32 protein-coding genes and 1 riboswitch are annotated in these 26,273 nt (G+C 34.8%); of the genes, 26 read left to right on the forward strand and 6 right to left on the reverse strand.

From position 1 onward, the window contains the following. Window positions 1–8 precede the first annotated feature (8 nt). Complete coding sequence (locus D9842_RS02870) at window positions 9–248, forward strand: hypothetical protein (protein ID WP_121661193.1); 240 nt, start codon at window positions 9–11, stop codon at window positions 246–248. 277 nt (window positions 249–525) lie between these two features. Here the strand turns inward: D9842_RS02870 and D9842_RS25615 are convergent, their stop codons facing one another. Beyond that, window positions 526–765, reverse strand: a complete 240-nt coding sequence (locus tag D9842_RS25615) for a glutaredoxin family protein (RefSeq protein WP_162987281.1) — start codon at window positions 763–765, stop codon at window positions 526–528. Beyond that, window positions 766–1,752 carry an MBL fold metallo-hydrolase gene (locus D9842_RS02875; protein WP_257535974.1) on the reverse strand — a complete coding sequence of 329 codons (987 nt, stop codon included), beginning with the start codon at window positions 1,750–1,752 and terminating at the stop codon, window positions 766–768. Between the two features lie 308 nt (window positions 1,753–2,060). On the opposite strand from D9842_RS02875, the gene D9842_RS02880 reads away from it, so the two are divergent. The 6 genes from D9842_RS02880 (at window position 2,061) to D9842_RS02900 (ending at window position 5,716) form a co-directional block, all read left to right on the forward strand. Beyond that, entirely contained in the window at window positions 2,061–2,297 is a 237-nt protein-coding gene (locus tag D9842_RS02880; RefSeq protein WP_121661194.1) for a YkuJ family protein, read from the forward strand. A gap of 21 nt (window positions 2,298–2,318) precedes the next feature. Next, complete coding sequence (locus D9842_RS25620) at window positions 2,319–2,471, forward strand: hypothetical protein (protein ID WP_098798015.1); 153 nt, start codon at window positions 2,319–2,321, stop codon at window positions 2,469–2,471. Between the two features lie 166 nt (window positions 2,472–2,637). Beyond that, on the forward strand, window positions 2,638–3,156 hold the full coding sequence (locus D9842_RS02885; RefSeq protein ID WP_121661195.1) for a ribonuclease H-like YkuK family protein: 519 nt from the start codon (window positions 2,638–2,640) through the stop codon (window positions 3,154–3,156). Window positions 3,157–3,254: 98 nt separating this feature from the next. Then, the gene (gene abbA / locus D9842_RS02890) at window positions 3,255–3,440 is read left to right on the forward strand and encodes an antirepressor AbbA (RefSeq protein WP_121661196.1); all 186 of its coding nucleotides are present in this window, start codon (window positions 3,255–3,257) and stop codon (window positions 3,438–3,440) included. Window positions 3,441–3,680: 240 nt separating this feature from the next. Next, window positions 3,681–4,139 (forward strand): cyclic-di-AMP-binding protein CbpB, encoded by a 459-nt coding sequence (gene cbpB, locus D9842_RS02895; protein WP_121661197.1) that lies wholly within the window; start codon window positions 3,681–3,683, stop codon window positions 4,137–4,139. A 62-nt stretch (window positions 4,140–4,201) separates the two neighbouring features. After that, a complete protein-coding gene (locus D9842_RS02900) occupies window positions 4,202–5,716 on the forward strand; it encodes an MDR family MFS transporter (RefSeq protein ID WP_121661198.1) in 1,515 nt (504 codons plus the stop codon). Between the two features lie 11 nt (window positions 5,717–5,727). Here D9842_RS02900 and D9842_RS02905 read toward each other — a convergent pair whose 3' ends face one another. Next, entirely contained in the window at window positions 5,728–6,102 is a 375-nt protein-coding gene (locus D9842_RS02905; RefSeq protein ID WP_121661199.1) for a VOC family protein, read from the reverse strand. A 138-nt stretch (window positions 6,103–6,240) separates the two neighbouring features. Between D9842_RS02905 and D9842_RS02910 the strand changes: the two genes are divergently transcribed. From D9842_RS02910 to D9842_RS02925, 4 genes are all read left to right on the forward strand, one after another. After that, complete coding sequence (locus tag D9842_RS02910) at window positions 6,241–7,113, forward strand: transcriptional regulator CcpC (protein ID WP_121661200.1); 873 nt, start codon at window positions 6,241–6,243, stop codon at window positions 7,111–7,113. Between the two features lie 119 nt (window positions 7,114–7,232). Next, window positions 7,233–7,943, forward strand: a complete 711-nt coding sequence (gene dapD / locus D9842_RS02915; RefSeq protein WP_121661201.1) for a 2,3,4,5-tetrahydropyridine-2,6-dicarboxylate N-acetyltransferase — start codon at window positions 7,233–7,235, stop codon at window positions 7,941–7,943. Between the two features lie 55 nt (window positions 7,944–7,998). Further along, window positions 7,999–9,129, forward strand: coding sequence for an N-acetyldiaminopimelate deacetylase (locus D9842_RS02920; RefSeq protein ID WP_251393799.1), 1,131 nt, complete (start codon window positions 7,999–8,001; stop codon window positions 9,127–9,129). 138 nt (window positions 9,130–9,267) lie between these two features. Further along, window positions 9,268–9,513 carry a YkuS family protein gene (locus D9842_RS02925; protein ID WP_098798024.1) on the forward strand — a complete coding sequence of 82 codons (246 nt, stop codon included), beginning with the start codon at window positions 9,268–9,270 and terminating at the stop codon, window positions 9,511–9,513. A 131-nt stretch (window positions 9,514–9,644) separates the two neighbouring features. On the opposite strand, the gene D9842_RS02930 is transcribed toward D9842_RS02925, so the two are convergent. Beyond that, window positions 9,645–10,481: a mechanosensitive ion channel family protein gene (locus tag D9842_RS02930; protein ID WP_121661203.1), complete on the reverse strand. Its 837-nt coding sequence runs from the start codon at window positions 10,479–10,481 to the stop codon at window positions 9,645–9,647. 343 nt (window positions 10,482–10,824) lie between these two features. Between D9842_RS02930 and D9842_RS02935 the strand changes: the two genes are divergently transcribed. The 8 genes from D9842_RS02935 to modB all read left to right on the forward strand — a co-directional run bounded on the left by D9842_RS02935 (window position 10,825) and on the right by modB (window position 15,804). Then, window positions 10,825–11,367: a peroxiredoxin gene (locus tag D9842_RS02935; RefSeq protein ID WP_121661204.1), complete on the forward strand. Its 543-nt coding sequence runs from the start codon at window positions 10,825–10,827 to the stop codon at window positions 11,365–11,367. A gap of 57 nt (window positions 11,368–11,424) precedes the next feature. Further along, window positions 11,425–11,883 carry a TlpA disulfide reductase family protein gene (locus tag D9842_RS02940; RefSeq protein ID WP_121661205.1) on the forward strand — a complete coding sequence of 153 codons (459 nt, stop codon included), beginning with the start codon at window positions 11,425–11,427 and terminating at the stop codon, window positions 11,881–11,883. 96 nt (window positions 11,884–11,979) lie between these two features. Continuing rightward, window positions 11,980–12,591, forward strand: coding sequence for a molybdenum cofactor guanylyltransferase (locus tag D9842_RS02945; protein ID WP_121661206.1), 612 nt, complete (start codon window positions 11,980–11,982; stop codon window positions 12,589–12,591). Window positions 12,592–12,622: 31 nt separating this feature from the next. Further along, window positions 12,623–13,903, forward strand: coding sequence for a molybdopterin molybdotransferase MoeA (locus tag D9842_RS02950; protein ID WP_121661207.1), 1,281 nt, complete (start codon window positions 12,623–12,625; stop codon window positions 13,901–13,903). Beyond that, the gene (gene mobB / locus D9842_RS02955; protein ID WP_121661208.1) at window positions 13,882–14,406 is read left to right on the forward strand and encodes a molybdopterin-guanine dinucleotide biosynthesis protein B; all 525 of its coding nucleotides are present in this window, start codon (window positions 13,882–13,884) and stop codon (window positions 14,404–14,406) included. The genes D9842_RS02950 and mobB overlap by 22 nt, the downstream gene beginning before the upstream one ends. Continuing rightward, complete coding sequence (locus D9842_RS02960) at window positions 14,399–14,857, forward strand: molybdenum cofactor biosynthesis protein MoaE (RefSeq protein ID WP_373995111.1); 459 nt, start codon at window positions 14,399–14,401, stop codon at window positions 14,855–14,857. The genes mobB and D9842_RS02960 overlap by 8 nt, the downstream gene beginning before the upstream one ends. Next, window positions 14,850–15,083, forward strand: a complete 234-nt coding sequence (gene moaD / locus D9842_RS02965; protein WP_121661210.1) for a molybdopterin converting factor subunit 1 — start codon at window positions 14,850–14,852, stop codon at window positions 15,081–15,083. The genes D9842_RS02960 and moaD overlap by 8 nt, the downstream gene beginning before the upstream one ends. Window positions 15,084–15,138: 55 nt before the next feature. Further along, window positions 15,139–15,804: a molybdate ABC transporter permease subunit gene (gene modB, locus D9842_RS02970; RefSeq protein ID WP_121661211.1), complete on the forward strand. Its 666-nt coding sequence runs from the start codon at window positions 15,139–15,141 to the stop codon at window positions 15,802–15,804. Window positions 15,805–16,423: 619 nt separating this feature from the next. Here modB and D9842_RS02980 read toward each other — a convergent pair. Beyond that, a complete protein-coding gene (locus D9842_RS02980) occupies window positions 16,424–16,603 on the reverse strand; it encodes an H-type small acid-soluble spore protein (protein ID WP_121661213.1) in 180 nt (59 codons plus the stop codon). Window positions 16,604–16,858: 255 nt separating this feature from the next. On the opposite strand from D9842_RS02980, the gene D9842_RS02985 reads away from it, so the two are divergent. Continuing rightward, entirely contained in the window at window positions 16,859–17,965 is a 1,107-nt protein-coding gene (locus D9842_RS02985) for a phosphatidylglycerol lysyltransferase domain-containing protein (protein ID WP_257536046.1), read from the forward strand. 31 nt (window positions 17,966–17,996) lie between these two features. Here D9842_RS02985 and D9842_RS02990 read toward each other — a convergent pair whose 3' ends face one another. Continuing rightward, window positions 17,997–18,284 carry a DUF6509 family protein gene (locus tag D9842_RS02990; RefSeq protein ID WP_121661215.1) on the reverse strand — a complete coding sequence of 96 codons (288 nt, stop codon included), beginning with the start codon at window positions 18,282–18,284 and terminating at the stop codon, window positions 17,997–17,999. A 128-nt stretch (window positions 18,285–18,412) separates the two neighbouring features. Here D9842_RS02990 and D9842_RS02995 point away from each other — a divergent pair, with 128 nt between their 5' ends. From D9842_RS02995 to D9842_RS03020, 6 genes are all read left to right on the forward strand, one after another. After that, window positions 18,413–18,910, forward strand: a complete 498-nt coding sequence (locus tag D9842_RS02995) for a metallophosphoesterase family protein (RefSeq protein ID WP_121661216.1) — start codon at window positions 18,413–18,415, stop codon at window positions 18,908–18,910. A gap of 234 nt (window positions 18,911–19,144) precedes the next feature. Then, the gene (locus D9842_RS03000) at window positions 19,145–20,632 is read left to right on the forward strand and encodes a glycine betaine uptake BCCT transporter (protein ID WP_121661217.1); all 1,488 of its coding nucleotides are present in this window, start codon (window positions 19,145–19,147) and stop codon (window positions 20,630–20,632) included. A gap of 250 nt (window positions 20,633–20,882) precedes the next feature. Next, window positions 20,883–22,148, forward strand: a complete 1,266-nt coding sequence (locus D9842_RS03005) for an ammonium transporter (RefSeq protein WP_121661218.1) — start codon at window positions 20,883–20,885, stop codon at window positions 22,146–22,148. Window positions 22,149–22,203: 55 nt separating this feature from the next. After that, complete coding sequence (locus D9842_RS03010) at window positions 22,204–23,193, forward strand: DUF294 nucleotidyltransferase-like domain-containing protein (RefSeq protein WP_121661219.1); 990 nt, start codon at window positions 22,204–22,206, stop codon at window positions 23,191–23,193. Next, on the forward strand, window positions 23,190–23,894 hold the full coding sequence (locus tag D9842_RS03015; protein WP_121661220.1) for an exonuclease domain-containing protein: 705 nt from the start codon (window positions 23,190–23,192) through the stop codon (window positions 23,892–23,894). The genes D9842_RS03010 and D9842_RS03015 overlap by 4 nt, the downstream gene beginning before the upstream one ends. 156 nt (window positions 23,895–24,050) lie before the next feature. Further along, window positions 24,051–24,130: riboswitch (cyclic di-GMP riboswitch) on the forward strand. A gap of 106 nt (window positions 24,131–24,236) precedes the next feature. Then, on the forward strand, window positions 24,237–26,246 hold the full coding sequence (locus tag D9842_RS03020; protein WP_121661221.1) for a methyl-accepting chemotaxis protein: 2,010 nt from the start codon (window positions 24,237–24,239) through the stop codon (window positions 26,244–26,246). Window positions 26,247–26,273: the final 27 nt, after the last annotated feature.

Here is a 26,273-nt window from a genome sequence, read left to right on the forward strand (position 1 = left end):
ACAGCAAGATGACCTACTTAACAATGGTACTCGGTGTGATAGCATTGCTTATATTGGCTACAAGCTTAATTTATACATTTAAGGTAGGAAAGCTTGTAAGTGAAAGAAAAGCGAAATATGACACACAAATTAATGAAAGAGTTCAAGATCATCCTTATACTCGCAACCCAGTGTTTTTAACTTATTTGATTGCAGCTGTTCTCTCACTTGCATATATTTTTTATTTGGCATTTACAATATCATGGTAAAAACAGCGGACAGAGTTTCCGCTGTTTTTTTATAGAAAATGAGTAAAAAAAACGTTGACAATGAAACTGATAATCATTATCATTGTAATTAAGAAAGAGAATAAAACAATCTAGAACTACATAAAACATTTTTTACGGAGGTGAAACCCTGTTTCATCACCTTAGAATGTGCTTGTAGGAACTTGATTAGTCATTAAACTCTCGATTTTCCCCAAACCCCTTTTAATAGACGGAAAAAGCTTGGCTGGTCACCAAGCTTTTTTTCTTTCTTGATTCTTCAGTTTTCAATCTCCAATAACTTTTCAAGCTTTTGCAAATCAAAACCTGTTACTACTGCATCATCAACTGTTACAGTTGGTGTGGAAGTAGATTGTAATTCATTGATAAGTGTGGTTCTTGCATCTAAGTCTATTGAAACATCTTTTTCAATATAGGAAATCTGATGATGATCTAAAAACTTCTTTACCACCTGACATGGTGGACAACTTGGTTGAGTATAAACTGTAACTTTTTTCACTCATATCCCCCTGACATTTTTTCTTTTTTGTTCAAGTTTATAAAAGTAATCAACAAGGCCTTGAGCACAAACTGATAAATCAAGTAATACCATATCATGAACATCATTAGAAAGTGTAGCTTTTTGATCAGCTAACACTTGTGAAACAAGGTTACCTAATTCAATATTTACCTGTTTACTTGCTTGTTGAATGGTTTCAAAGCTATTGTTAGTAAGAGTTTGTTGAGCTGTTTGTAAAAATCGAGGTAACCACTTCCTCAATTCATTAATTACCCTGTTTGGATTTTTACTGACTCCATAATGACTAAAATAAATTGAACTCACATTTAAATTTTCAATCATTTTTGCAGAACGAAGCATTGCTTCCGGGTCAAATTGATTAGGCGATGTAGAAGGTAGATAAAATTCCTTATTGTTTTCAGGTAGAACTCCATAAAAAACCCCTATCGTATCCCCAGTAAATATTCCATTGCTTACCGAATCATGAATACTAAAATGATGATTTGCATGACCTGGAGAATCATAAAAGGTTAGAGTGCAGTGATTACTTAATTCAAGAGTATCAAGATGTTTCTTAATTATGATTCGATCTTCAGCAATGGGAAGTACTGGATGGAACAAACGATCAAAGCTTTCACCGTAGACTGCTTTTGCACCAGCAATTAATCTTGAGGGATCAATCATATGCCTAGCACCTTTTGGATGGACAATAAGCTTTGCATTGGGACACTTTTCTAAAAGTAATCCTGCTCCACCGGCATGGTCTAGGTGAATATGTGTTACAATAATATAGGCTATTGATTCAAACGGAATGTTTAGCTCGTTTAGTCCTTCTAGGATATGAGGTACTGAAGGGCTTGCTGACGGTTCAAAAAGGACTACCTGTTTTTCATCCTGTAGAACATAGCAACTTGTTCTACCTTGCATTCCTAAATCCATTGTGTCGATGATTGTTATTCGATCATTAATCTTTTTTGTGAGTGCCAAAATTAATTTCCCCCTTGTTTTAAACACGAATTTTTTGACTGACGAGGGTGAAAGTGATTTCCTAGCAATTAATATCAAGGCAGTTTTTGTTGCTTCAGTTGTGTTGTTGATATTAATAAATCAACGTTTGTCAATACTATGACAATTTCCTTGGAAATCCTTATATACATAGTGTAAAATTGATATGGCACAAAGTAAAGATACTGATTATTGAATCGTTGTTTAGTGGATAGAATGTATGGTAGAGTAAAACAATAAAATATGAGGAATTAGTTATACGTTAACTCTTCCGGAAGGGGGATATTCTAGTGTCACAACTTTTAGGTATTATTACAAGACTTCAAAATTTACAAGAAAATGCGGGGGCTGGAGAACCAGTTCAACGTTTTTTCGAAGTAGAAGGTGAAAAACGCTGTAGTGTAAAATATTTTGATAAAAACAGCACGTTTGAACTTGAGGTTTATCAAAAGGGTGAAAAACCTCAATCTTACCAGTTCGACAATATTGATATGATTGCGATGGAAATTTTTGATCTCCTCCAGTAACTAATGGAGTAAGGAGGCAAAATGAGAAAAGAGCCTTTTGTTATTTGTCCGTCATGTCATGGACAAGGACCACTATCAGAATCATTAACAGCTCAATCTAATCAAAATGTTATCTTTACGTGCGCTCATTGTCATGCAACCATTAAAAACATTGAGACTAGTAAAGGAAAGTAGCCATGCCTTAAGGTATGGCTACTTTTTTTCTGCGTTAATTATACGTTTGCTATGAGTTAGTTAGAATTAATGAGAAATACTCATAATATTCCTTGTTTAATACATATAGTGAGGTAGAAGGGAAAAACTCTTTTGAAAAATGAAATCATTGACAAGGAGATGTGACATGAACGAATCTTTCACCTTTTATAATGTCTCTGAGAAGAATATGTCCTTCCAAACTGTAATTGAGCGTATAAAAGGCTTTATGTTAAAGGATCCACGTTCACTTTATGTATTGTCAATTGGTTCAGACTCACATGTTCATCAAACAGAGACTAAGTTTATAACAGCCATACATGTACATCGTGTTGGTAAAGGTGCATGGGGATGTTTAAAGTACCATAGTGTGAATAGGCCAATTTCGAGTATTCGTGAAAAAATTTCGATGGAAACTGCACTTAGTCAAGAAATTGCTTACTACTTTACTTCTCAATATTTAGAACAATTAACAGATGTATTAATTCCTTTTTCAGATGAAGGAGCAGATTTAGTTTTTGAAATTCATCTTGATATAGGAAGAAAAGGATTAACAAAGGAGTTAATTCAGGAAATGACAGGTCGCATAGAAGCGATGGGAATTGAAGCGAAAATAAAACCAGATTCTTACACAGCATTTAGCTATGCAAATCGATATACTAAATAATAGAAATTTAGGATGTTGTCGAAACTTGCGTTTGACTCCCTACTTTTGAATTGATTATGCTTAGGGAAAGGAATCAATTTCATGGGGGGATTCTTCGAATGGAAACAATTGATAGATTATCGTATGATGAGCAAAAGCTTTTAGTAGAAACACTATTAAGACAAGATTACGCTATTGAATTAATTAGCAGTGAAATAAATGATATTGAATCAGGTTTAAAACAGGTGGATGAAGGAAATTATCATCAACTTAAGTTGTTATATGACAGATTAAGAATAAAATAGTTATTCTCTACTTAAAAAAGTAAGATTAAAAGTGGATACTCATTAATGAGTATCATTTTTTTATTTCTTCTAAGGTTTAGCATGATCTATATTACATGTTGAAAGAGTGTAATGTATAAACATGAGTGTTAGAAAAGATCAAATGAAACATATACAATAGCTTTTTATGATATGATAGATTAGGATTATTCATGACCTCCTTTTTAATATAGAAAAGTTTTTTAGAGAGGAAGAACAGCTATGTTTAGTATTGATGCCAATGAGTTAATGGGTTTAACCATTAGAGATTTAATGATTCCTGGAGATAAGGTAGCACATGTTCAAATTGGGAATAATTTAGAACATGCTTTACTTGTTTTAACGAAGACAGGATATACAGCCATTCCTGTTTTGGATCCAACTTTTAAGCTTCACGGTCTTATCGGGATGAATTTAATAATGGACAATATATTTGGTCTAGAGAGGATAGAATTTGAAAAATTAGAAAACATGAAAGTAGAAGAAGTAATGAATACAGAAATACCAAGACTCTTTTTAAATGACCCTTTAGAAAAAGGACTGGATCTTGTTGTAAACAATCCTTTTATTTGTGTGCAAAATGATGAGAAGATATTCGAAGGGATTTTTACAAGAAGGGCAATCTTAAAGCAATTAAAGAAACATATTCATTTATTAAATAATAATCAACATAATAAATAGAAATTCTTAAGCGGTGTAAAAATTTACACCGTTTTCATATTACATAAAAGGCGGATCAAGTAATGGGAGAAGGAAAAGAATTTTTAGCATATAGCCAAAACTCTAAAATAACCAAAAGACCATATGTATTGGCTACTGTTATGTTAGCTATGTTTATGGCGGCAATTGAAGCAACAATTGTTGCAACAGCTATGCCGGCAATTGTTGCAGAACTTGAGGACTTTTCTTTATATAGCTGGGTGTTTTCGTCATATCTATTAATGAATGCTGTTACAGTCTTACTATATGGAAAATTATCCGATATTTTTGGGCGAAAACCAGTATTGACAGTTGGGATTGTTATTTTTTTGATTGGTTCTATCCTTTGTGGATTAGCATCATCAATGGAATGGCTTATATTTGCCCGTTTTGTTCAAGGATTTGGGGCAGGTGCAGTAATGCCGATTGCATCAACTATAATAGGAGACATTTATACAAAAGAAGAACGGGCGAAAATACAAGGTTATTTATCAAGTGTGTGGGGGATTTCGGCTATTATGGGGCCGGCAATTGGTGGTCTATTAGTTGAATTTGTAAGCTGGAGATTTGTCTTCTGGCTTAACGTTCCATTAGGAATATTAGCGATCATTGGATTATATTTATTCCTACATGAGGAAATTGAAAAGAGTAAGCCAAAAATTGATTATGTCGGTGCCTTTCTTTTAACGTTATTTGTAACTACATTTATGTTTATTCTTGTAGAAGGAGGGGGGCGCTGGGACTGGCTATCCGGGCCTATTGTCAGCCTGGCTTTACTCTCGCTCCTAAGTTTGGTGATTTTTGTTTTTTATGAGCGTAAAGTAGATGATCCTATGATGCCATTTGAGCTTTGGCGTGAGCGTTCAATTTTAATAGCAAACTTAACTTCTTTAACAACTGGAATAATATTAATCGGATTGTCGACGTTTTTGCCTACTTTTGTTCAAGGTGTTATGGAGGAAAAACCAATCATTGCTGGGTTAACATTGACAACAATGTCCATAGGCTGGCCAATAGCTGCGACAATTTCAGGCAAGGCCATATTGTCAATTGGCTTCCGTACTACCTCCATCTTGGGAGGAGTTTCTCTTATTTTAGGAAGTATTGTGTTTACGATACTCTCAGGAAGTGATAGTCCATTATTAGCTGCTTTTGGATCTTTTCTGATAGGGATTGGGATGGGGTTAACTACTACGGCTTTTATAGTCTCCATTCAAAGCACCGTTCCTTGGAATACAAGAGGCGTTGCAACTGCTACTAATATGTTTATGAGAAATGTCGGTAGTACAGTAGGTGCTGCTCTTTTAGGAGGAATTTTGAATAGTCAGCTACTTGCTTTTTATTCAAGCAAAGGTGTCGAGGGTGAAATGAACCTTGACTCGACTACTATGTTGCTCGATGATCAGCAAAGAAACGAACTAACAGTACAGGCAAGATCTCTTTTACAGGAAGGACTTGAAATTGCTTTAAATGATGTTTATTGGGTAGTATTTGGGTTTGCTGTTTTAAGCTTTTTGTTCATATTGTTATTACCTAAAAAGCAAAAGGCTGATGTGTGAGCATCAGTCTTTTAGTCATCTATTCTTTGTAATAATTCAATTCTGTTGTTAAACGGATCAAAGCATGAAAATCTAACAATCCCGGGAATAGGTGTATCTTCTTTAATTGGGACCTGATAGCGTTCCAAGTGCTTTCTTGTTTCATTAATATCTTCAACAATAAATGCTGGATGACGCTTGCTTGTTATTGTAACAAACTCCTCTACACCTATATGAAGAAAAGCGTCGCCTGCACAGCACCAAAAACCGCCGTTATTCTTTAGACTCTTTGGCTTTTCGATTTCCTCAAAGTTTAATATGTTAAGATAGAATCCACGAGCGGTTTCTTCTTGATCAGTAGGAACACATATTTGAATATGATCAAGTCCTGTTATTCTCAATGTCATAAAACAATTCCCCTTTTCTGGTGAAATTATTACTTTACAAACCCTTTATTCATCCTTATCATACAATTAAAATCAATATAATAAAATTAGATATTCTTTGATACATATTATAAGAAAAACTTATAAAGTAGGTGCTATATGCAAACATCAGAGCTCCGGATGCTTGTTGTTTTATCAGAGGAAATGAATATGAGAAAAGCTGCTGAACGTCTATTTGTTTCACAGCCAGCTTTATCACAGAGATTGCAAACAATTGAAAAATCGTGGGGAATACAAATTTTTGTTCGTTCCCAAAAAGGGTTAACACTAACTCCAGCGGGTGAGAAAGTCATACAATATGCACGTGAAGTCGTTTTCAAAGAGGAGAAAGTAAAGGAACAAATATTAGAATTGGAAGGAGAAGTTCATGGCACCTTGAAGCTTGCTGTAGCCTCTATAATAGGTCAGCATTGGTTGCCAGGTGTTTTAAAAACATATGTAAGAAAATATCCACATGCAAAAATATCTCTTATTACTGGATGGAGCAGCGAGATTTTAAGAAGTATGTATGAAGATCACGTGCATTTAGGTATTATTCGAGGAAATCCAGATTGGAAAGGTATTAAGAGGCATTTATTAACAGATACTTTGTATTTAGTAGACACAGAAATTAACAATATAGAAGATGTTCTACATACAGAAAGACCTTTTATACAATTTAAAAGTGATTCGTCTTATTATCAAGAAATTCAAGATTGGTGGCACAGACAATTTCATACTTCACCTAAAAGAACAATTGTTGTTGATCAGATTGAAACTTGTAAACAAATGGCTCTAAATGGAATCGGTTACGCGATTCTTCCATCTGTTACCCTTAAAGAAGAACAGCAAGATGTTTATAGAATTCCACTTCTAGATGAAGATGGTAAGCCTATTGAAAGAGATACATGGTTATTAGGTTTTGAATCGTCATTTGAATTAAAGCAAGTTAAAGCGTTTTTAGAAGTAGTGGAAGAGTATAAAAATACTTAAACTTTAATTTAAAACATAAAACATAACCGACTGCATAACAAATTTAGCAGATAGCTTGTCAACCGATGAATCCTTTGATACAGTAAAGAATGACTGAAATGTACAAGGAGGATATACATATGAAAATGATGGATGCAAATGAGATTATCTCATTTATACAAAACAGTACAAAATCAACACCTGTAAAAGTTTACGTAAAAGGAAATCTGGAAGGTGTAAGCTTTGGTGATTCTGCAAAAACATTTATTACTGGAAACACTGGTGTCGTTTTCGGAGAGTGGGCAGAAATTCAAGAAGCGTTAGAAAATAACAAAAATAATATTGAGGATTTTGTTGTAGAAAACGATCGACGTAATTCTGCAATTCCTTTACTGGACCTTAAAGGTATTAAAGCACGTATTGAGCCTGGCGCAATCATCCGTGATCAAGTTGAAATTGGTGATAATGCTGTTATTATGATGGGGGCTTCAATCAATATTGGTTCTGTTATTGGTGAAGGTACAATGATTGATATGAATGCTACACTTGGTGGCCGTGCGACTGTAGGTAAAAACTGTCATATCGGTGCTGGATCTGTATTAGCTGGTGTTATTGAGCCACCTTCTGCAAAACCAGTTGTAATTGAAGACGATGTTATGATCGGTGCTAATGTTGTTGTACTTGAAGGTGTAACAGTTGGTAAAGGTGCCGTTGTTGGTGCAGGTTCAATCGTAACGAAGGATGTTGAGCCTTATACAGTTGTTTACGGTGCTCCAGCTCGTAAAATCAAGGATATTGACGATAGTACAAAATCAAAAACTGAAATAATGCAAGAATTAAGACAGCTATAAGAACAAAAGGCGTGGATCATGATCCACGCCTTAAGTATAGAGAGGAATGGTCGTATTGGGGAAAGAACATCTCATTCAAATTCGTAGGGATCTTCATCGTATCCCTGAGATTGGTTTCCAGGAATTCAAAACACAGCAATATTTACTAGATTTATTAAATAAGCTGCCACAAGACCGTTTGGAAGTAAGAACTTGGAAAACAGGAATTTTTGCGTTAGTAAAAGGAACCAACCCAAAGAAAACAATTGGCTACCGAGCGGATATTGATGGCTTGCCAATAACTGAGGAAACCGATTATGATTTCCAATCTGAACATCCTGGTTATATGCATGCATGTGGACATGATTTCCATATGACAATTGCGATCGGAATTCTTATGCATTTTATTGAAAATCCTATTTCTGATCATGTTTTGTTTTTATTTCAGCCAGCAGAAGAAGGTCCAGGTGGAGCGGAACCAATGTTAAATAGTGAAATAGCCCAAGAATGGAGACCGGACATTATTACTGCACTTCATATTTCTCCCGAGCTTCCAGTAGGTACAATTGCGACAAAACCTGGTTTGCTTTTTGCCAATACCTCCGAATTGTTCATAGATCTCAAAGGAAAAGGTGGCCATGCAGCATATCCTCATACAACAAATGATATGGTTGTTGCGGCTTGCTCGCTTGTTACTCAGCTGCAATCAATCGTTGCACGCAATGTTGATCCATTAGATAGCGCAGTTATTACAATTGGAAAGATAACTGGTGGAACAGTCCAGAACATTATAGCTGAAAACGCTAGATTAGAAGGAACCATTCGTACGCTTTCAGTTGAATCAATGGATAGGGTAAAGGAAAGAATTGAAGCAATCGTAAAAGGAATTGAAATTGGATATTCATGTCAAGCCAAAATTGATTATGGCTCTATGTATCATCAAGTCTTTAATGATGAAGCTTTAACAACAGAATTTATGGATTATATATCTGAAAATACGTCTTACCATGTAAATGAGTGTTCAGAAGCAATGACTGGTGAAGATTTTGGTTATATGGTCGATCAAGTTTCCGGATTCATGTTTTGGCTAGGGGTTAATTCATCATACGGATTACATCATGCAAAACTTCAACCAGATGAAGCAGCAATTGAGGTTGCTGTAAATGTTATGAGTAAATATATTTCGTTCAAAGCAACCCAATCATAATGATTGGGTTTTTTAAATCACAAAATAGACAAGGTTGTTTATATAGTATGTAAAATTAAATTGAGTTAAAAAACGAGAAAGAATTAAAGTATATTTTATCCAACCATGTACACAATACATGTAGGAGGTGGATAAATTATGGCAAAAATCGGTGTAGAACAATCACTATCTGATGTAACTTCTGCTTTACAAGAAAAAGGCTATGACGTTGTCCAATTAAAAAATGAAAATGATGCAAAAGGTTGTGACTGCTGTGTCATTACAGGACAGGATTCTAACGTAATGGGAATTAGTAATGTAGTGACAGCTGGATCTGTTATTCAGGCAAGCGGTATGTCTGCTGATGAAATCTGTCAGCAAGTTGAAAGCAAAATCAACCGTTAGTAAAAACTATGTGGCAAGTGATTAGATTAGTTTTTCATCTGTATCACTTGCCCGGTTTAAGATTGGTTAATCAATGAAAGAATATAAAAAGGGTACCTAAAAAATTTGGGTACCCTTCTTTACTTTAAATATTACTGACTCTTTTTCTCAACATATACTTGATGTGGAAATGGAATTTCGATTCCATTTGCATCAAGAGCCTCTTTCATCGCCTTACGTAATTTACGTTCAACAGCCCATTGCTGCATGTTTTCAGTCTTTGCAAGCACACGAATGACAACGTCAGATGCACCTAATGCTTGAACACCGAGTACGTTTGGTCCCTCTACAACAGTGTTATCCTCAGCCGCAAATTTGTCACATACATCTTGTAAAACAGTAATTGCTTTATCAATATTATCATCATAAGAGATTCCAATATCTACTAATGCTCTCATATTTCCACGAGAATGGTTACTTACATTTGTGATTTCACGGTTTGGAACATAATGAAGAGTCCCATCGAATCCTCTAATTTGAGTTGTGCGTAACCCTACTTGTTCAACGACACCGTCAAACCCAGCTACAGTAACATAATCTTCTACATCAATTTGCTTTTCTAATAACAGAAAGAAGCCGGTTACGACATCACTAACTAACCCTTGCGCTCCAAAACCAATTGCTAGCCCAACAACACCTGCACCAGCAATTAGTGCAGAAGCATTATAATTAAATACCTCAAAAATCATGACAACAAAAATAAAAACTAACACATATGAAAACACATTTAGTGAAAGACTTTGGAGAGTTAAAGCTCGACCTGATGAAATATTGTCACGTTCTTGTAAACGTTGAAACATTCTTCGGATAATTTTGTTTCCGATTGCTTTTATGATTAAAAAAGCAATAATAATTCCTATAAGTTTTAAAATGATAATTCCTGCTTCAGTCATTAGTGATGACCAATCAATTTCCTCAAACCAATCCATTGTACAACATCCTTTCTCGAAATAGAGGTCCTTTCAATACTGCACGCAACCTGTTATTACGCTCTAATTTTTGAAAGAAAGAACAAGTTATTTATACCCTACTTCTACTATGTTAAACATATTCTGTGTAAAAAATGAAGGAATTTAGCTTATTGTGTCTAAAATGATATGGATTTTTAGTGATCAATCAAAATGCTTTTGCATGAAATACTTAAATGGTGACCATAATGATAATGGTAAAAAAACTTGTAACTAAAAATTAGCGAATTGTCAGTGTGAATTAACTCATTATAATTTTTTATAAAAAGTATGGAAAACATTCTTTTATTAGGAGGTATGAGATATGGCTGAACGTATGGTGGGTAAACAAGCACCTCGATTTGAAATGGATGCAGTAATGGATGACAAAGAATTTGGAAAAGTTAGTTTAGAGGAAAATATGAAAAATGACAAATGGACTGTGCTTTTCTTTTATCCAATGGACTTTACCTTTGTCTGTCCTACAGAAATAACGTCCCTTTCTGATCGATATGAAGAGTTTGAAGATTTAGATGCAGAAGTAATTGGTGTCTCAACAGATACAATTCATACCCATCTTGCATGGATTAAGACTGATCGTAAAGAAAATGGTTTGGGAGATTTAAACTATCCATTGGCAGCTGATACGAACCATTCTGTTTCTCGCGATTATGGTGTGTTAATTGAAGAAGAAGGTATTGCACTTCGTGGGTTGTTTATTATTAATCCAGAAGGTGAAATACAATATGCTGTTGTTAACCATAATAATATTGGCCGTGATGTTGATGAAACACTACGTGTATTACAAGCTCTTCAAACAGGTGGACTATGCCCGGCAAACTGGAAACCAGGTCAATCAACTCTATGACCTCAGGTATAATAATCATTTCTTCTTTCAATTACCAATGTGTTTGGGGGTTACCAAATGAAATTACGTGAACCGATGCCTGAGTTAAACGGTGCAACGGAGTGGCTTAATGGCCAAGTATCAAGAGAGGATTTAGTTGGTGATAAGCCGACTCTGATCCACTTTTGGTCAATTAGCTGTCACTTGTGTAAAGAAGCAATGCCTGCAGTGAATGAATTCCGCGATCAATATTCTAACAAATTAAATGTTTTAGCTGTTCATATGCCTCGTTCTGAGGATGATTTAAATATTGATGAAATAAAAAAAGTTGCAGCAGAGCATGATATCACACAGTCAATTTTTGTTGATAGTGAGCATAAACTAACAGATGCTTTAGAAAATCAATATGTCCCTGCCTATTATGTTTTCGACAGGGAAGGAAAGCTTCGACATTTTCAAGCCGGTGGCAGCGGAATGAAAATGCTTGAAAAACGGGTGAATCGTGTTTTAGGTGAATTAGAATCATCCGCAGAGTAAGATATTAGATTATTTTAACCTAGTCGGTTACCATTAAGGTAGCTGACTTTTTTGGTTTGTTCATTAGGAAAGATGTTTATAAAGAGGTGGTAAAAGTTGAATGAAACACATGGTGTTTTGCTCGCTGGAGGTCAATCACGTAGATTCGGAAGTCCAAAAGCATTTGCTACATACAAAGGTAAGGAGTTTTGGGAGTATTCCATACAAGCACTCGAAAGCTCAACAGAAAGCCAAACAATTATTAGTCACCCTAGTTTAATTGAAAAATTTAAAAAACAAACGAATATAAAAGTTTTGAACGATGATCCAATCGTACAAGGGAAAGGACCGCTTGCTGGAATTTATACGGCAATGAAAGATGAAAAAGCCGAATGGTTTGTGTTTCTTTCATGTGATATTCCTTTAATAACAGATAAAGTTGTATCAACACTCCTTACATATAGAAGTGTAGGTGCAAAAATAATTATTCCTAAAATGAATGGTAAACTTCATCCTTTAATAGGAATCTATCACTATTCAATACAACCTGTTGTGGAGAACCAGCTATTGAACAATGAGTTAAAAATGATGTCATTGTTTGAAAAGGTACCTGTTTATTATGTATCAGAACATCAATTGAAGGTAGATTCTAAAATATTTAGTAACATAAACTCACCAAATGATTATGTTGAAATACTAAATAATGATAAAATAGCAGAATCTGATTAATTATAATATTTTATTTATCGGAGTGGAAATGATGATAGAAAAAAGAAAGCCTTTGGCTGTAAAAGAAGCAATTAATAAAGTCATGAGTTATTCTATAGTTGGTAATGGTGAAAAGGTAACACTGCAAGAAAGCTATGGACGTTTTTTGGCAGAGGATCTTATTGCAGATCATCCTGTTCCACCGTTTGATCGTTCTCCGTATGATGGTTTCGCAATAAGATCTATCGATACTATACATGCTCAAAGTGATCATCCTATTGAATTTGAAGTAATTGATGAGATTGGTGCAGGAAGTGTTAGTGAATATACACTCGGAAGAATGCAGGCAATTCGTATTATGACTGGTGCACAGATGCCGGTAGGTAGTGATGCAGTTGTTATGTTGGAATTAACGAAAATGTACCAACAAGAGAATAAGTCATTTATGTCGATTAAACGACCTTTTAAAAAGGGAGATAATGTGTCATTTAAAGGGGAAGATACACCAGAAGGTAGCGTATTAGTAAAAAAAGGTACATATATAACCCCTGGTGTTATAGCATTGCTAGCAACATTCGGATATGAAAAGGTTTCTGTCGTAAAAAAGCCTAAAATTGGAATCATTGCTACTGGTAGTGAGTTATTAAATGTTGGGGAGCCGCTTGTTCCTGGTAAAATAAGAAATAGTAATTCATATATGATTGAAGCTCAAGCTAGACGAAGCGGGGCTGCACCTGTTTATCTAGGGAAACTTGTTGATGATCTAGAAAAATGCTATGATGCGATCGCAAGTGCTTTAGAAAAGGTAGATTTCTTAATCACAACAGGTGGAGTTTCCGTTGGTGACTATGATTATTTGCCCGAAATTTATAAACGTTTAGGTGCAAATGTTCTTTTCAATAAAGTATCGATGAGACCAGGAAGTGTAACAACAGTAGCTGAGTTAAATGGAAAATTATTGTTTGGACTTTCGGGCAACCCGTCTGCTTGTTACGTTGGTTTTGAGTTATTTGTACGTCCTATTGTTAGAATCTTTTTAAATTCAAAACATCCCCATCTTCAAAAGGTTACTGCAACCTTAGGAAAGGATTTTCCAAAGCCAAATCCTTTCACTCGCTTTGTTAGAGGGTTTATCTCGATGGAAAATGGGCAGGTACTAGCAACACCAGTTGGATTAGATAAATCGAATGTCGTTACATCACTTGCTGAAGCAAATGCTTTTATTGTATTACCAGGAGGAACAAGAGGATATAAAGCTGGAGATACAATTGATGTCCTTTTAATTGAAGATCAAACAGGAAGTGAACAACCTTGGGCAGAATCCTTCAAGTAGTCGGGTTTCAAAATAGTGGAAAAACAACATTTGTAACGGGATATATTAAAGCTTGTGCAGAAGCGCATTTAAAAGTAGGCACAATTAAGCATCATGGACATGGGGGAACATCCCTTCATCATGATCAACAAAAAGATACAGGAAAGCATCGTCAAGCAGGAGCTTATGTTACACTTGTTGAAGGCAATGGATCGTTTATTTTGTCTTCAGACAAGTTAACTTTAACTCTCAAACAAATGATTACTTTATATAATGTGTTTGAACTAGACTTGATTTTAGTTGAAGGTTTTAAATTTGAACGATATCCGAAAGTTGTTCTACTACGAGGAGAAGAAGATATTGAGCTGTTAGACAAGCTTGAAAATGTTTGTTGTATTCTAGCTAGTTTTTCTTTACCGAAAATTTACAGCGAAAAATTCAGGGTTTATTCTAACATGAAAGAGTGTATAAACTGGTTAATAAATACTAAAGCAGGTGAATATATTGACAATTCCAATGTTTGAAATTGTAACAAATCCAATTTCAGTAGAAGAAATGACAAAAAAGGTAATACGCAGGGAAGCGGGTGCTGTAACAACGTTTATTGGAACGGTGAGGGAATTTACATACGGTAAACGAACATTGTCATTAGAATATCAAGCTTATGAAAAAATGGCAGTGAAAATGCTTGCTCAAATAGGTAAAGAAATAAATGAAAAATGGGAGAATTCAAAAGTAGCGATTACACACAGGATTGGAAAATTAGAGATTTCTGATATTGCTGTTGTTATTGCGGTTTCAACACCTCATCGAAAAGATGCGTATGAAGCAAATGAATATGCAATAGAGCGAATTAAACAAATTGTCCCTATCTGGAAAAAAGAAATATGGGAAAACGGAGAAGCTTGGATTGGTGATCAATTAGAAAAAACACCATATCCAAGTGGAAAGCCATTGGAGGAAAAACATGATTAAAGTACTTTTATTTGCTCACTTACAAGAAAAGATTGGAAAGGACAATCTTGTAATTGAAAAAAACTCACTAACGGTTAAAGAATTAAGAGATTTTGTTAGTCAAACGTATGAAGTAGGTTCACTAGAAAATGTTATGGTTGCCGTAAATGAAGAATATGCACTTGAAGAAGATCTTGTACAGACAGGTGATACTGTTGCATTTATTCCACCTGTTAGTGGTGGATGACAACATCAGTTCAAGAATCACTATAACAAGATGTGGATTAAATGGGGAATAAATAATGACATATGAATTTTGGGATCCAATTTTTCTATCAGTGAGAATTGCTTTAATTGCCAGTGTTTTTGTCCTTTTAATGGGTACATTAATAGGCAGGTTTATGGCAAAATCTTCATTTAAAGGGAAAATGTTAGTTGAAACAGTATTGATTTTACCACTGGTTTTGCCGCCTTCTGTAATTGGCTTTTTCTTGATCATTATATTTGGGATGAACAGCCCTATAGGTCAAGTGATTGAAAATATTTTTAATGAAACCATTATTTTCACTTGGTGGGCGGGGGTTGTTGCTGCTGCGGTTGTGGCTTTTCCCCTTATGTATCAAGTCACAAAAGCTGGATTTGAACATGTTGACACCGATATTGAAAATGCTGCACGTGTAGACGGAGCTGATGAAGGAGGAGTTTTTTTTCTAGTCTCCCTTCCGTTAACAATAAAATATATTTTTACTGGTTTCGTTTTAAGTTTCACTAGAGCGTTAGGTGAATTTGGGGCAACTCTGATGTTTGCGGGAAATATACCAGGGAAGACACAAACAGTTTCAACTGCCATTTATGTAGCGATAGATAGTGGAAAAATGGACCTTGCATGGTTATGGGTATTGTCGATGATCCTTATATCCTCGGTTATGTTATTAATTGTTCAATGGATGAATAAGAAAGCACATTAATATTACTGATGATTTGACAGTTATAGGAAAAAAGGTTATTATAGAATTTAGTGCTTGAAAAACCTTTAATATTTTAGTGTTGTGTGAGTGATCAAATCATAAAGAGTAAGTAGATGTTAATCAATTCACACTGGCGCGGACTAGGAGCCGTAAGGACGAAGGAGAGGTAGGGCTTTCGTTGTTTTGAAAATTCAGCAATTTTTATAAATAAATATAGACTATTTTTTATTATAACTAACGAAATATAGAGCTGCTTTATTCACATATTATAAAGAATATCTATATATCAACCATTGATATTCTCTATAATATGTGAATTTTATTTATTCCGGTACGAGTAGCCCTGTATTAAAAAATCTTTGGAGGTACTACTTTTGAAAACAATTTGTAGTGTAAAATTGCTTAAATCAGAAAAAGGTTTCGGATTTATAGAAGTTGTAGAAGGTAACGATGTATTTGTTTACTTCAATACTAATAATTGAGAAGGTTTTGAGTTATTAACGGACTAACAATCACTTGTTAGTCCATTTTGTTAGGGGAAACTTATACAAAGAGTAAAGTCTTTTTATAAAGGTTCTCGCCTTGTTTTTCATTTCCTAGACTTTTTTGCAGTCATAACTTATCGTTCAGTTAAACGATAAACTGGTACGTTTTTTTCTGCTTGAGGGTTGTTTATCGGAAAAATGCGTGCTGTTTCTTGCTCTTCGTTCACAGATTGTATGTAAATGGATTCTCCTTCAAATTCAACATTCACCATTTCACCCATACTTGAGATTTCTTTTGCGCGATTAACATTCATATTATCAACTCCACTTTATTTAATAAAATCCTCTTCATGAAAGTTTTACTTAAATCCAAGAAAACCATTTTGAATTGATTGAAGACGCTGTATTAACAGTCATCTTATGATGATAGAACTTTCACAATAAGTATATTTTTACGTTCTCCGAATATAAGAAAACTATGCTAGAATAAACTGATATTTTAAATATATTTTCTCACGGTGTGAGATGTGTTATCTTGTATAGAGAGAAAAGGGGGATTAGAGTAATTGATGAGCGCTATTCTATTTTTACTATTTTTCTTCATTAGTATTGCAGTCATTTATTTATATTCTAACCAACAACGAATAAGTGAAAATGTTTTTAATAGTTCTTTCATTTTATCTGTTATGAAAAAATATGGTGGGACCACCCTTTCGCATCTTCTCTTTTTAGAGGATAAGCAGGTGTTTCAAGCACAGGGAGGTTCTGTCTTAATTTCGTATAGAAAAAAGGGGAGAAGACTGTTTGTCCTTGGAGATCCGTTTGGTGATCAGGCGAAGATTGAAGAAGGGTTGAATGAGTTTTTTTCTTATGCATCTAATAGAAAATTAACACCGGTCTTCTATCAAGCAAGTGAAAAATATATTTCACTTTATCGAAAGCATGGTTACCAACTATTTAAAGTCGGGGAAGAAGCTAAAGTGAATCTTAAAAGCTTTGTAATTGAAGGGAAAAAGTTCGGGAATATCCGAAATATTAAAAATAAATTTACAAAAGAGGGTTATATCTTTTCTGTTGCTCATCCACCGTTCAATTCTAGTCTTTTAGAAGAAATGAAATCTGTTTCAAATGAATGGTTAAATGATCGAAAAGAAAAAGGGTTTTCTGTAAGTTCATTTTCTGAGGAATATATTAGTTATTTTCCGGTATCGCTTTTTCGTGATCCGAATGGACGTCTAATTGCCTTTGCAAGTTTGCCATCTGATTACCAAAAAGAAGAAACATTAAGTATTGATATAATGAGATATCGAAATGATAGTAGAGGTGCCATGGATATGGTATTTGTATCAACGATTCTTTGGGCAAAAGAAATGGGTTATACATCATGTAGTCTTGGAATGTCCCCGTTATCAAATGTGGGCGTTGACAATAACTCACCTTTTCAAGAGAAAATAGCCCGATTTGCCTTTTTGAATGGATGCAAATTTTATAATTTTAAGGGCTTGCGTAGGTATAAAGCTAAATTTGCTACGGATTGGTCTCCTCGTTATTTAGTTTATAAAAAGTCCTTATTATTTTTACTGCTTTTACAACTCATTTTAATTGTACAGAAAGAGCCTATACACAAATTTTCTTTTATAAAGAAGAAGATTTTTCGAGACAAAGAAGCGGTATAAAAAAGGACGACTTAATGCAGTCGTCCTTTTTTTATAGGGTTGAAACAAGCTCCATACAATGTGCGGCAATTTCTTTTTCTTCCTCTTCTTCAAGACCGAAATCCAAAAAATTTTCTGTTGTCATCTCAATAAAATCATATTGTGCAATATTGTATTGATCTTGGTCAACAGCAAAAATTAATTTTAGTTTAATTCCGTGTTCACTAAACAACTCATCCTCCTCATCTACATCTAATGTAAGGAAAATCTCGTAACGATCTCCAGAAAGAATGCCGAATGGGTCATCTAATTGTTCAATTGTTGATTCAATGATTTTCATTTATCTCTTACCTCTTCCTATTCTTGAATAATCTCATTTAATGGTGTGAAAATATGTACCTAGTCAAACTTTTAGAGCATTAATATTATAGCCTTTTCTTGATGATAATCCAAATTAGGAGTGGTCCTTTGAAAATCTTGGTCCTTGGAGACACACATATACCTAAACGTGCAAAAAAACTTCCATCTATTATTAAAACAGTGTGTAAGGAAGTGGATCGTATTATACATGTGGGAGATTGGCAAACAATTGAGGTGTATGAAGAACTTTCAAAGCTTGGAACACTTGACGGTGTTTTCGGAAATGTCGATAGCCAAGACTTAATGGAAGTTTTGCCTGAGAATAAAATAGTGACACTCAATGGTAAGAAAATAGGAATAGTACATGGGCATGGGAAGTCTCAAACAACAGAGAAACGTGCTATAGCAGCTTTTAAAGATCACAACGTTGATTGTATTTTATTTGGTCACTCTCATATTCCTCTTAATAAGGTAGTAAATGGTATTCTCTTATTTAATCCGGGTTCTGCTACTGACAAAAGGAGACAAAGTTCCTATTCATATGGAATTTTAACAATTACACATGAGATTCACGCTGAACATAAGTTCTATAGTGTTAAAGAGTAAATTTGTAGAAGTGCAGGTAGTTAAAATAACTTAGATTATTAAAAATGTGGCAATGAGCATTTCTGAAAAAGTAACTGTTTTTATGGTAATTCTCATTCTTTAGAGAATGCTACTGAATAGGTGCATTCATGTTACGGTCAAACATGTCTTTATCGTGAATATTTCATCCTGCTAAAAAGTCAGCATGTTAACTTACACAATTAGCATGATTTTAACCGAAAAGGAGAACGATTTATGGAAAAGGTGTCAAAAGTTTTTTGGATTTCAATCGTCATCGCTTCAATATTCGTTGGATGGGGAGTGATTGCTCCTGCACATCTTGGAGCTGTAATGGATACAACTAAAGCTTTTTTTCTTAGTAGCTTTGGTTGGTTTTATCAGTTATCGGCAACCTTCTTTTTAATCTTTGCCATATTCCTGATTTTTAGCAAGTATGGGAAAATTAAACTAGGCGCTGATGATGATAAACCGGAATTTAAACGATCAACTTGGTTTGCTATGCTATTCAGTGCTGGTATGGGAATTGGACTTTTGTTTTTTGGAGTGTCTGAGCCTGTATCTCACTTTGCTAATCCTCCAATTGGTGAAGGGGGAACTGGTGAGGCAGCAAAAGTAGCGCTGCGATACACGTATTTACATTGGGGATTTCATGCTTGGGCAATCTATGCAGTTATTGCATTAGTGCTAGCTTATTATAAATTTAGAAAAAAAGAGCCGGGGTTGATGAGTGTAACATTAACTCCTTTACTTGGCAGGAGAGCAACCGGTGTAATAGGAATCATTATAGATGTAGTAGCTGTTTTTGCTACAATATTTGGGGTAGCTGCTTCTTTAGGATTAGGGGCTGCACAAATTAACAGCGGATTGAGTTATATTGCTGGAATTCCAAATAATTTTACAGTTCAGTTAATCATCATATCAATTGTTACAGTATTGTTTATCTTATCTGCAAGTACGGGAATACAAAAGGGGATTAAATATTTAAGTAATGCAAATATGGCTCTAGCTGTTATCCTTTTAATTGTATTTTTGATTCTTGCCCCAACAAGATTTGTGTTAGATCTTTTTACTACAACACTTGGGAGCTATATTCAAAACTTACCTAGCATGGGTTTAAGACTTGCACCGTTTAATGAAGAAAGTGCTTCTTGGATCCAGGGCTGGACAATTTTTTATTGGGCATGGTGGATTGCATGGGCTCCTTTTGTAGGAACGTTTATTGCACGTGTTTCTAAAGGGAGAACCGTTCGTGAATTTATGGTTGCTGTATTAGTGATTCCAACACTTGTTTGTGCGTTTTGGTTTGCGGTATTCGGTGGAACTGGTATTTATTTTGAATTCTTTAAAGGATTAAATGTGAGTGGTCAAAGCTTGGAAACAGTGATTTTCTTTGTGTATCAGCAGTTACCATTAACAGGTTTGTTAATTGTTGTAACATTAATGTTGATTACCACGTTTTTTATTACATCTGCAGACTCGGCAACATTTGTATTAGGTATGCAGACTGCACATGGAAGCCTTAATCCACCGAATATTGTAAAGATTGTTTGGGGATTTTTCCTATCCGCATCAGCGATTGTTCTAATGCTATCTGGTGGTTTAAATGCAATGCAAACAGCGATTATTGTTAGTGCATTTCCGTTAACATTTGTTTTAATTGCAATGTCATTCTCCATTTTAAAGGACTTTAATTTAGAATTAAAAGCTAGAAAATCACGTTAGATTTAATTGTTTTTATTGAGTACCTCAAGAATTTGAGGTGCTCTTTTTATTGTTAGTGTAAAAATTTCCATTTTGAAAGCGGAATAATCATGTTCCAAATCACCTATGTGAGATATTCTTACATACAATTATCAGAAACTTTGCAAAACGTGTTGACACTTTGAAAATATCGTATAGAATAGTAAATAAGAAATAGATGTTATATTTTCTTACATCTTGTGTAAACTAATCAAACGAGGGAGGAAATGACATGGATTCAATATTTTTAATGAACAGCTTATGGGTCATGTTAAGTGCAATTTTAGTTATTTTTATGTTAGGTGGATTTATTTTACTTGAAGCAGGATCAACAAGAATGAAAAATGCAGGTCATATTGCAGGTAAGACAATTTTCACAGTCGGCCTTGCTTCATTAGTTTACTGGGCGGTAGGATATGCCTTTACTTTTGGTGGAAATGGTAATTTCTTTATCGGGTTAACTGATTTCTTCTATTCAGGAGCACAAGCGGAAGGTATGGGATTATCCACAGCAGTATTCTTTGTTTTCCAATGTGCATTTGCCTGTATCTCAATTACAATTGCTTTAGGTGGATTTGCCGAACGTGCTAAGCTATCAATTTATCTAGTTTTTACCATCTTATTCTCAGCTCTTATTTATCCGGTTATTGCTCATTGGATTTGGGGTGGCGGTTGGTTAGCAGAACATGGTAAACAAGACTTTGCTGGATCAACAGTTGTTCACTTAACAGGTGCTATGGCAGCATTTGCAGCAACAATTTTATTAAAGCCTCGTATTGGAAAATACAATAAAGATGGCTCAGCTAATAACATTCAAGGTCATAACCAAGTATTCACAGCTTTAGGTGTTCTTATCCTTTGGGTAGGTTGGTTCGGATTTAATGCAGGTAGTACTGTAGCTGTTGATGAAGGTTTCTTCGGGTTTGTCGCTTTAAACACGAACTTAGCTGCTGGTGCAGGTGCAGTTGCAGCACTTCTTATTTCTTGGATGGTTTTAGGGAAATCTGATGTTCCAACAATGTTAAATGGTGCTTTGGCAGGATTAGTTGCTATTACAGCATCATGTGCATTCGTTGATACTTGGGCTGCAGTCGTCATTGGTTTCATTGCTGGTATTCTAGTATTCTATAGCGCAAGATTCTTTGAAAAGAGAAAAATTGACGATCCGATCTTTGCTTTATCTGTACACGGTGTTGCTGGTGTATGGGGAACTTTATCAACAGGCTTCTTTGCAACACCAGAACTAGCATCTGTTGGTAAGCCTGGTTTATTCTATGGTGGCGGATTTGACCAACTTGGCGTACAATTTATGGGTGTAGCAGTATCTGGTCTTTATGCATTCGTCGTATCTTTTGTCATCTTAGCAATTGCTAAGAAAGTGATGAATGGTCTTCGTGTAACAGAAGAAGAGGAAGTAATGGGATTAGATATGAGTGAACACGGTAGCTATGGTTACCCAGAAGTGTTTGCTTCAAAGAATCAGAATGTTGGTTCATAAACAACATAAATGGTTAGATACGCTTATATTGAATAAACGTGAGGAAGTGTCTCTCATGAACGGTGCATTTGATTCCTATGAATCAATCAAAAAGTGGAAAGACAATCATATCCACAATTATGGATCAAATACAATAGAGTTAAATAAATTTCATGATGAGATGATGAAGAGTGCTAGTAAAGTAGCACTCTTTCATCTTGAAAAAAACTCTGGGGCTCCACCTTGTGATTTTACGTGGTTTATTACAGGGAGTGGTGGACGAATTGAACAAGGTATCATTAGCGATCAAGATCATGGCTTAGTTTACGAAGAAAAGTCAGAACGTGCAAGCAAATATTTCTCTGCCCTTGGAGAAGAATTATCAAAAGGACTTCATTTAATCGGATATCCTTATTGTGAAGGAAATGTAATGAGCTCAAATCCTTTGTGGTGCAAATCTTTAGATGACTGGAAAAAGCAGCTAGTTCATTGGATGGATGAAAAGAGCTGGGAATCCATTCGATTTTTACAGATCTTTTATGACTGTAGAAGCATAGTTGGAAATGATGCTTTTATAAAGGAGTTAAAAAATACAATCTTTGAATATCGAAATACAAATCCTAAGCTTTTACAGCGATTTATGGACAATATTCAACATATTAAACATTCAGTTGGTCCATTAGGTCAAATTTATGTAGAACAAAGTGGCCAGTATGAAGGATGTATTGATCTAAAAAAAGCAGCTTTTTTACCGTATGTTAATGCAATTAGGTTACTAGCAATGAAAGAGGGAATAATTGAAACCTCTACTCTTGAGAGAATTACCATCCTTAGTAAAAAAGACCCTTATCAACAAGAAATGCTTTATTATAAAAAGAATTTTGAGAAGCTCCTTGAATACCGAAGACTATTATTTGCAAGTGCTGAAAGTTATGATGATGTGCATTACTTAAACATAAAAAAAATGACTAAGGAAGAAAAAAGAGAGATAAAATTAATCTTAAAAGATGGTAAAAAACTGCATCAATATGTGCAGGGGATCATTGATAAAGGGTGTTTAGAATGACATTTGACCCATTCTTTTTTATGAGAGGTAAGCTTGGAGGCTCTCAATCTGGCCAATCGCAGCAACAAGTAGCCTACCTTAGACAATTACAACGAGAAATGAGGGTAGAGGAAACATTACATATTCCTCTTACTGAATTAAACGTCATTGTTTTTGATATCGAAACAACAGGTTTTTATCCTGATCAAGGGGACCAAATTATTTCAATAGGTGCAATTAAAGTAAAGGGAGATGAAATTAAAGAAGAGGAAACCTTTTACTCACTTGTTCGCTCAGAAAAACCAATTTCTAATGAAATTAGTTCTTTAACAGGTTTAACAAACGAGCAATTAACAACTGCTCCGCTGTTATCCGAAACCTTGTTTGAATTTTTTCGGTTTGCCCAGGACTATACACTTGTTGCTCATCATGCAAACCATGAAAAGATGTTTTTACAGCATGCCTCTTGGAAGCTATACCGGGCACCATTTAAGCACCGTCTTGTAGATATGTCCTTCTTGTACCGAATCGCAGAGCCTGAAGCAAAGCTTATTACTCTTGAAGAATGCTGCAACCATAATGGAATACCGATTATTGGTCGACATCATGCTCTGGAGGATGCCAAGTTGACCGCTCAGTTATGGAGTATTTATGTTAATAAGCTTAAAAGATTAGGGTGTGAATCTTTAAAGGATTTATATGAACGTTATACAATGGTTTAATGAAAAGGGTTATCTAAATGATAGCTCTTTCTTTATATAGGAAAAGTTTCAGAATATAATGATTTATCTTAAAAAGATAGCCAAATTATGTTATAAGTAGTATGATAGTACTACAAAATTTTTAGACAGAATTGCCGAAATTATTTGTATATAATATAAAGAAATGGGCAAACCATTTGAAAAAATGGGACGCAAAACTAAAGGGGCTTATCATTTTATGCCAGCCAGTTGCAGATATGATTAACTTTGAACTTGTTAGTGAGCTGTCCTTATTTTTATCATTTGGGCAGTTTTATTATTTTTACAGAGAGTAATAGAGGCGAGAAAGGGAGAAAGAACATCATGAAAATCCGTAATGTTTTTAAGAATAATGTATTAAAAGGTTTTGACAGAAACCTCACGATTAGAAAAAAATTAATCATTGCCTTTGCATGTATTTTACTTGTACCAAGTCTTGCTATAGGATTTATTTCTTATCAATCTGCAAAATCTGAATTACAAGATAGCATGCTTCAAACAGCTAAGGAAAGTGTGCAACTAATTGATTCCTCTATGAATTCACAGCTAATTCCTATAGAAAAGGACATTGAATATTTTGCTCAGACAGCAAAAACGGCTAATGCAAAAATTGATATCGAGGAAATTTCGAAAATTAAATTGAAATTTAATCAATATATTGAAACAAAACCAGGAGCACAAGCGATTTATATTGGAACAGATACGGGTGAAATGATTGTTTCGCCGAAAATTCAACTTCCTGATGATTATGACCCACGTGATCGCCCTTGGTATACATTAGCAATGGAGAATAAAGGAGAAATTGTTATAACAGATCCGTATATTGATGCTAATACAAATGAAACATCAGTTACATTTGCTAAAGTTCTAAATGATGGTTCAGGTGTAGTGGCAGTTGATGTGAACTTAAATGTACTAAAAGATATGATAAGTGTAGTGAAGGTTGGGGAAGAGGGCTATGTAACAATTGTTGATAAAACTCAAACTTACTTAATTCATCCTTCTAAGCAAGGTGAAAAGGTAACGGGTGATTGGGTAGGAAAATTATTTAAGAGTAATACTGGTGAATTTTCTTATACTATAGATGGTAAAGCGAAGGAAATGGATTTTATTACAAATGAATTAACAGGCTGGAAAATTGCTGGTACGATGTATACTAGTGAAATCTCAGAAGCCGCTAAAGGAATCTTTTTAAAAACATTAGCTGTAGTACTAGTATCATCTATTCTCGGAGCAATCGTTATTTTTGTTATTATACGTTCTATTTTACAACCAATTCGTATTTTAGTTGCTTCTTCAGAAAAAATTGCTAATGGAGATTTAGCGGTTGATATTAACATAACTTCTAATGATGAAGTAGGACAATTGTCCAAGAGCTTTAACAAAATGGTCGAAAATTTACGTGCAGTGGTTGTAAGTCTTCAAACAGCATCAGAAAGGGTGAGTTCCTCTTCTGAAGAGTTGATTGCTAGTGCAGATCAATCGACTGCTGGAACTAAACAAGTAACAGAAGCAATCCAACAGGTAGCTAGTGGAGCCGAAAGCCAAACACAGAAAATTGATGCAAATAATGCTGCATTAGATGAAGTACTACAAGGAATTCTAAGAATTTCGTCTAGCTCATCAAATGTTTCTGATTTAGCACAAGCAACTGTAAGTGAGGCAGAAGTTGGAGGGAAATTTGTAAAGGATAGCTTGGAGCAAATGAAGTTTATTCATGCCTCCGTGACAGAATCAAATCAGGTCATTCAATCTTTATCCAACAGATCACAGGAAATTGGAAAGATCCTAGATGCTATTTCTGAAATTGCTAATCAAACAAATTTACTTGCATTAAATGCCGCAATTGAGGCAGCGAGAGCTGGTGAACATGGAAAAGGATTTGCAGTAGTAGCAGATGAAGTGCGCAAATTAGCAGAACAATCTCAACAATCAGCTGGTCAGATTTCTACACTAATTTCATCTATACAACAAGACACAAACCATTCCGTACAGGTAATGAGCGAAGTATCTAAAAATGCAGAGCAGGGATTAACAATATCAACAGAAACATCTGAGAAATTTGATTCGATATTGAATAGAATGAACACTATGACTCCACAAATTGAAGAAGTTTCAGCAACTGTACAGCAAATAACAGCTGCTATTCAAGAAGTTACAGCATCAGCCAATGAGCTTGCTATTATTGCAAAAGAAAGTTCAGCAACATCTGAAGAAGTAGCGGCTACAACAGAGCAACAACTTGCTTCAATGGAGGAAATTACAGCAGCCTCAAAAGCCTTAACTGGAATGGCTGAAGAACTACAATCAATTATTGATCGCTTTAAAGTATAAGCAATAGTTAAAAAGTCAGCTGAAGTT

It is taken from the genome of Metabacillus litoralis (assembly GCF_003667825.1).
In the GTDB taxonomy this organism is placed as follows: Bacteria; Bacillota; Bacilli; order Bacillales; family Bacillaceae; genus Metabacillus; species Metabacillus litoralis_B.

Coding starts and splice junctions, on each gene's coding strand:
- D9842_RS02870 (WP_121661193.1), top strand. CDS start 9: ATGACCTACTTAACAATGGTACTCGGTGTGATAGCATTGCTTATATTG.
- D9842_RS25620 (WP_098798015.1), top strand. CDS start 2,319: ATGAGAAAAGAGCCTTTTGTTATTTGTCCGTCATGTCATGGACAAGGA.
- D9842_RS02885 (WP_121661195.1), top strand. CDS start 2,638: ATGAACGAATCTTTCACCTTTTATAATGTCTCTGAGAAGAATATGTCC.
- abbA (WP_121661196.1), top strand. CDS start 3,255: ATGGAAACAATTGATAGATTATCGTATGATGAGCAAAAGCTTTTAGTA.
- cbpB (WP_121661197.1), top strand. CDS start 3,681: ATGTTTAGTATTGATGCCAATGAGTTAATGGGTTTAACCATTAGAGAT.
- D9842_RS02900 (WP_121661198.1), top strand. CDS start 4,202: ATGGGAGAAGGAAAAGAATTTTTAGCATATAGCCAAAACTCTAAAATA.
- D9842_RS02905 (WP_121661199.1), bottom strand. CDS start 6,102: ATGACATTGAGAATAACAGGACTTGATCATATTCAAATATGTGTTCCT.
- D9842_RS02910 (WP_121661200.1), top strand. CDS start 6,241: ATGCAAACATCAGAGCTCCGGATGCTTGTTGTTTTATCAGAGGAAATG.
- dapD (WP_121661201.1), top strand. CDS start 7,233: ATGAAAATGATGGATGCAAATGAGATTATCTCATTTATACAAAACAGT.
- D9842_RS02925 (WP_098798024.1), top strand. CDS start 9,268: ATGGCAAAAATCGGTGTAGAACAATCACTATCTGATGTAACTTCTGCT.
- D9842_RS02930 (WP_121661203.1), bottom strand. CDS start 10,481: ATGGATTGGTTTGAGGAAATTGATTGGTCATCACTAATGACTGAAGCA.
- D9842_RS02935 (WP_121661204.1), top strand. CDS start 10,825: ATGGCTGAACGTATGGTGGGTAAACAAGCACCTCGATTTGAAATGGAT.
- D9842_RS02940 (WP_121661205.1), top strand. CDS start 11,425: ATGAAATTACGTGAACCGATGCCTGAGTTAAACGGTGCAACGGAGTGG.
- D9842_RS02950 (WP_121661207.1), top strand. CDS start 12,623: ATGATAGAAAAAAGAAAGCCTTTGGCTGTAAAAGAAGCAATTAATAAA.
- D9842_RS02960 (WP_373995111.1), top strand. CDS start 14,399: ATGTTTGAAATTGTAACAAATCCAATTTCAGTAGAAGAAATGACAAAA.
- moaD (WP_121661210.1), top strand. CDS start 14,850: ATGATTAAAGTACTTTTATTTGCTCACTTACAAGAAAAGATTGGAAAG.
- modB (WP_121661211.1), top strand. CDS start 15,139: ATGACATATGAATTTTGGGATCCAATTTTTCTATCAGTGAGAATTGCT.
- D9842_RS02980 (WP_121661213.1), bottom strand. CDS start 16,603: ATGAATGTTAATCGCGCAAAAGAAATCTCAAGTATGGGTGAAATGGTG.
- D9842_RS02985 (WP_257536046.1), top strand. CDS start 16,859: ATGAGCGCTATTCTATTTTTACTATTTTTCTTCATTAGTATTGCAGTC.
- D9842_RS02990 (WP_121661215.1), bottom strand. CDS start 18,284: ATGAAAATCATTGAATCAACAATTGAACAATTAGATGACCCATTCGGC.
- D9842_RS03000 (WP_121661217.1), top strand. CDS start 19,145: ATGGAAAAGGTGTCAAAAGTTTTTTGGATTTCAATCGTCATCGCTTCA.
- D9842_RS03005 (WP_121661218.1), top strand. CDS start 20,883: ATGGATTCAATATTTTTAATGAACAGCTTATGGGTCATGTTAAGTGCA.
- D9842_RS03010 (WP_121661219.1), top strand. CDS start 22,204: ATGAACGGTGCATTTGATTCCTATGAATCAATCAAAAAGTGGAAAGAC.
- D9842_RS03015 (WP_121661220.1), top strand. CDS start 23,190: ATGACATTTGACCCATTCTTTTTTATGAGAGGTAAGCTTGGAGGCTCT.
- D9842_RS03020 (WP_121661221.1), top strand. CDS start 24,237: ATGAAAATCCGTAATGTTTTTAAGAATAATGTATTAAAAGGTTTTGAC.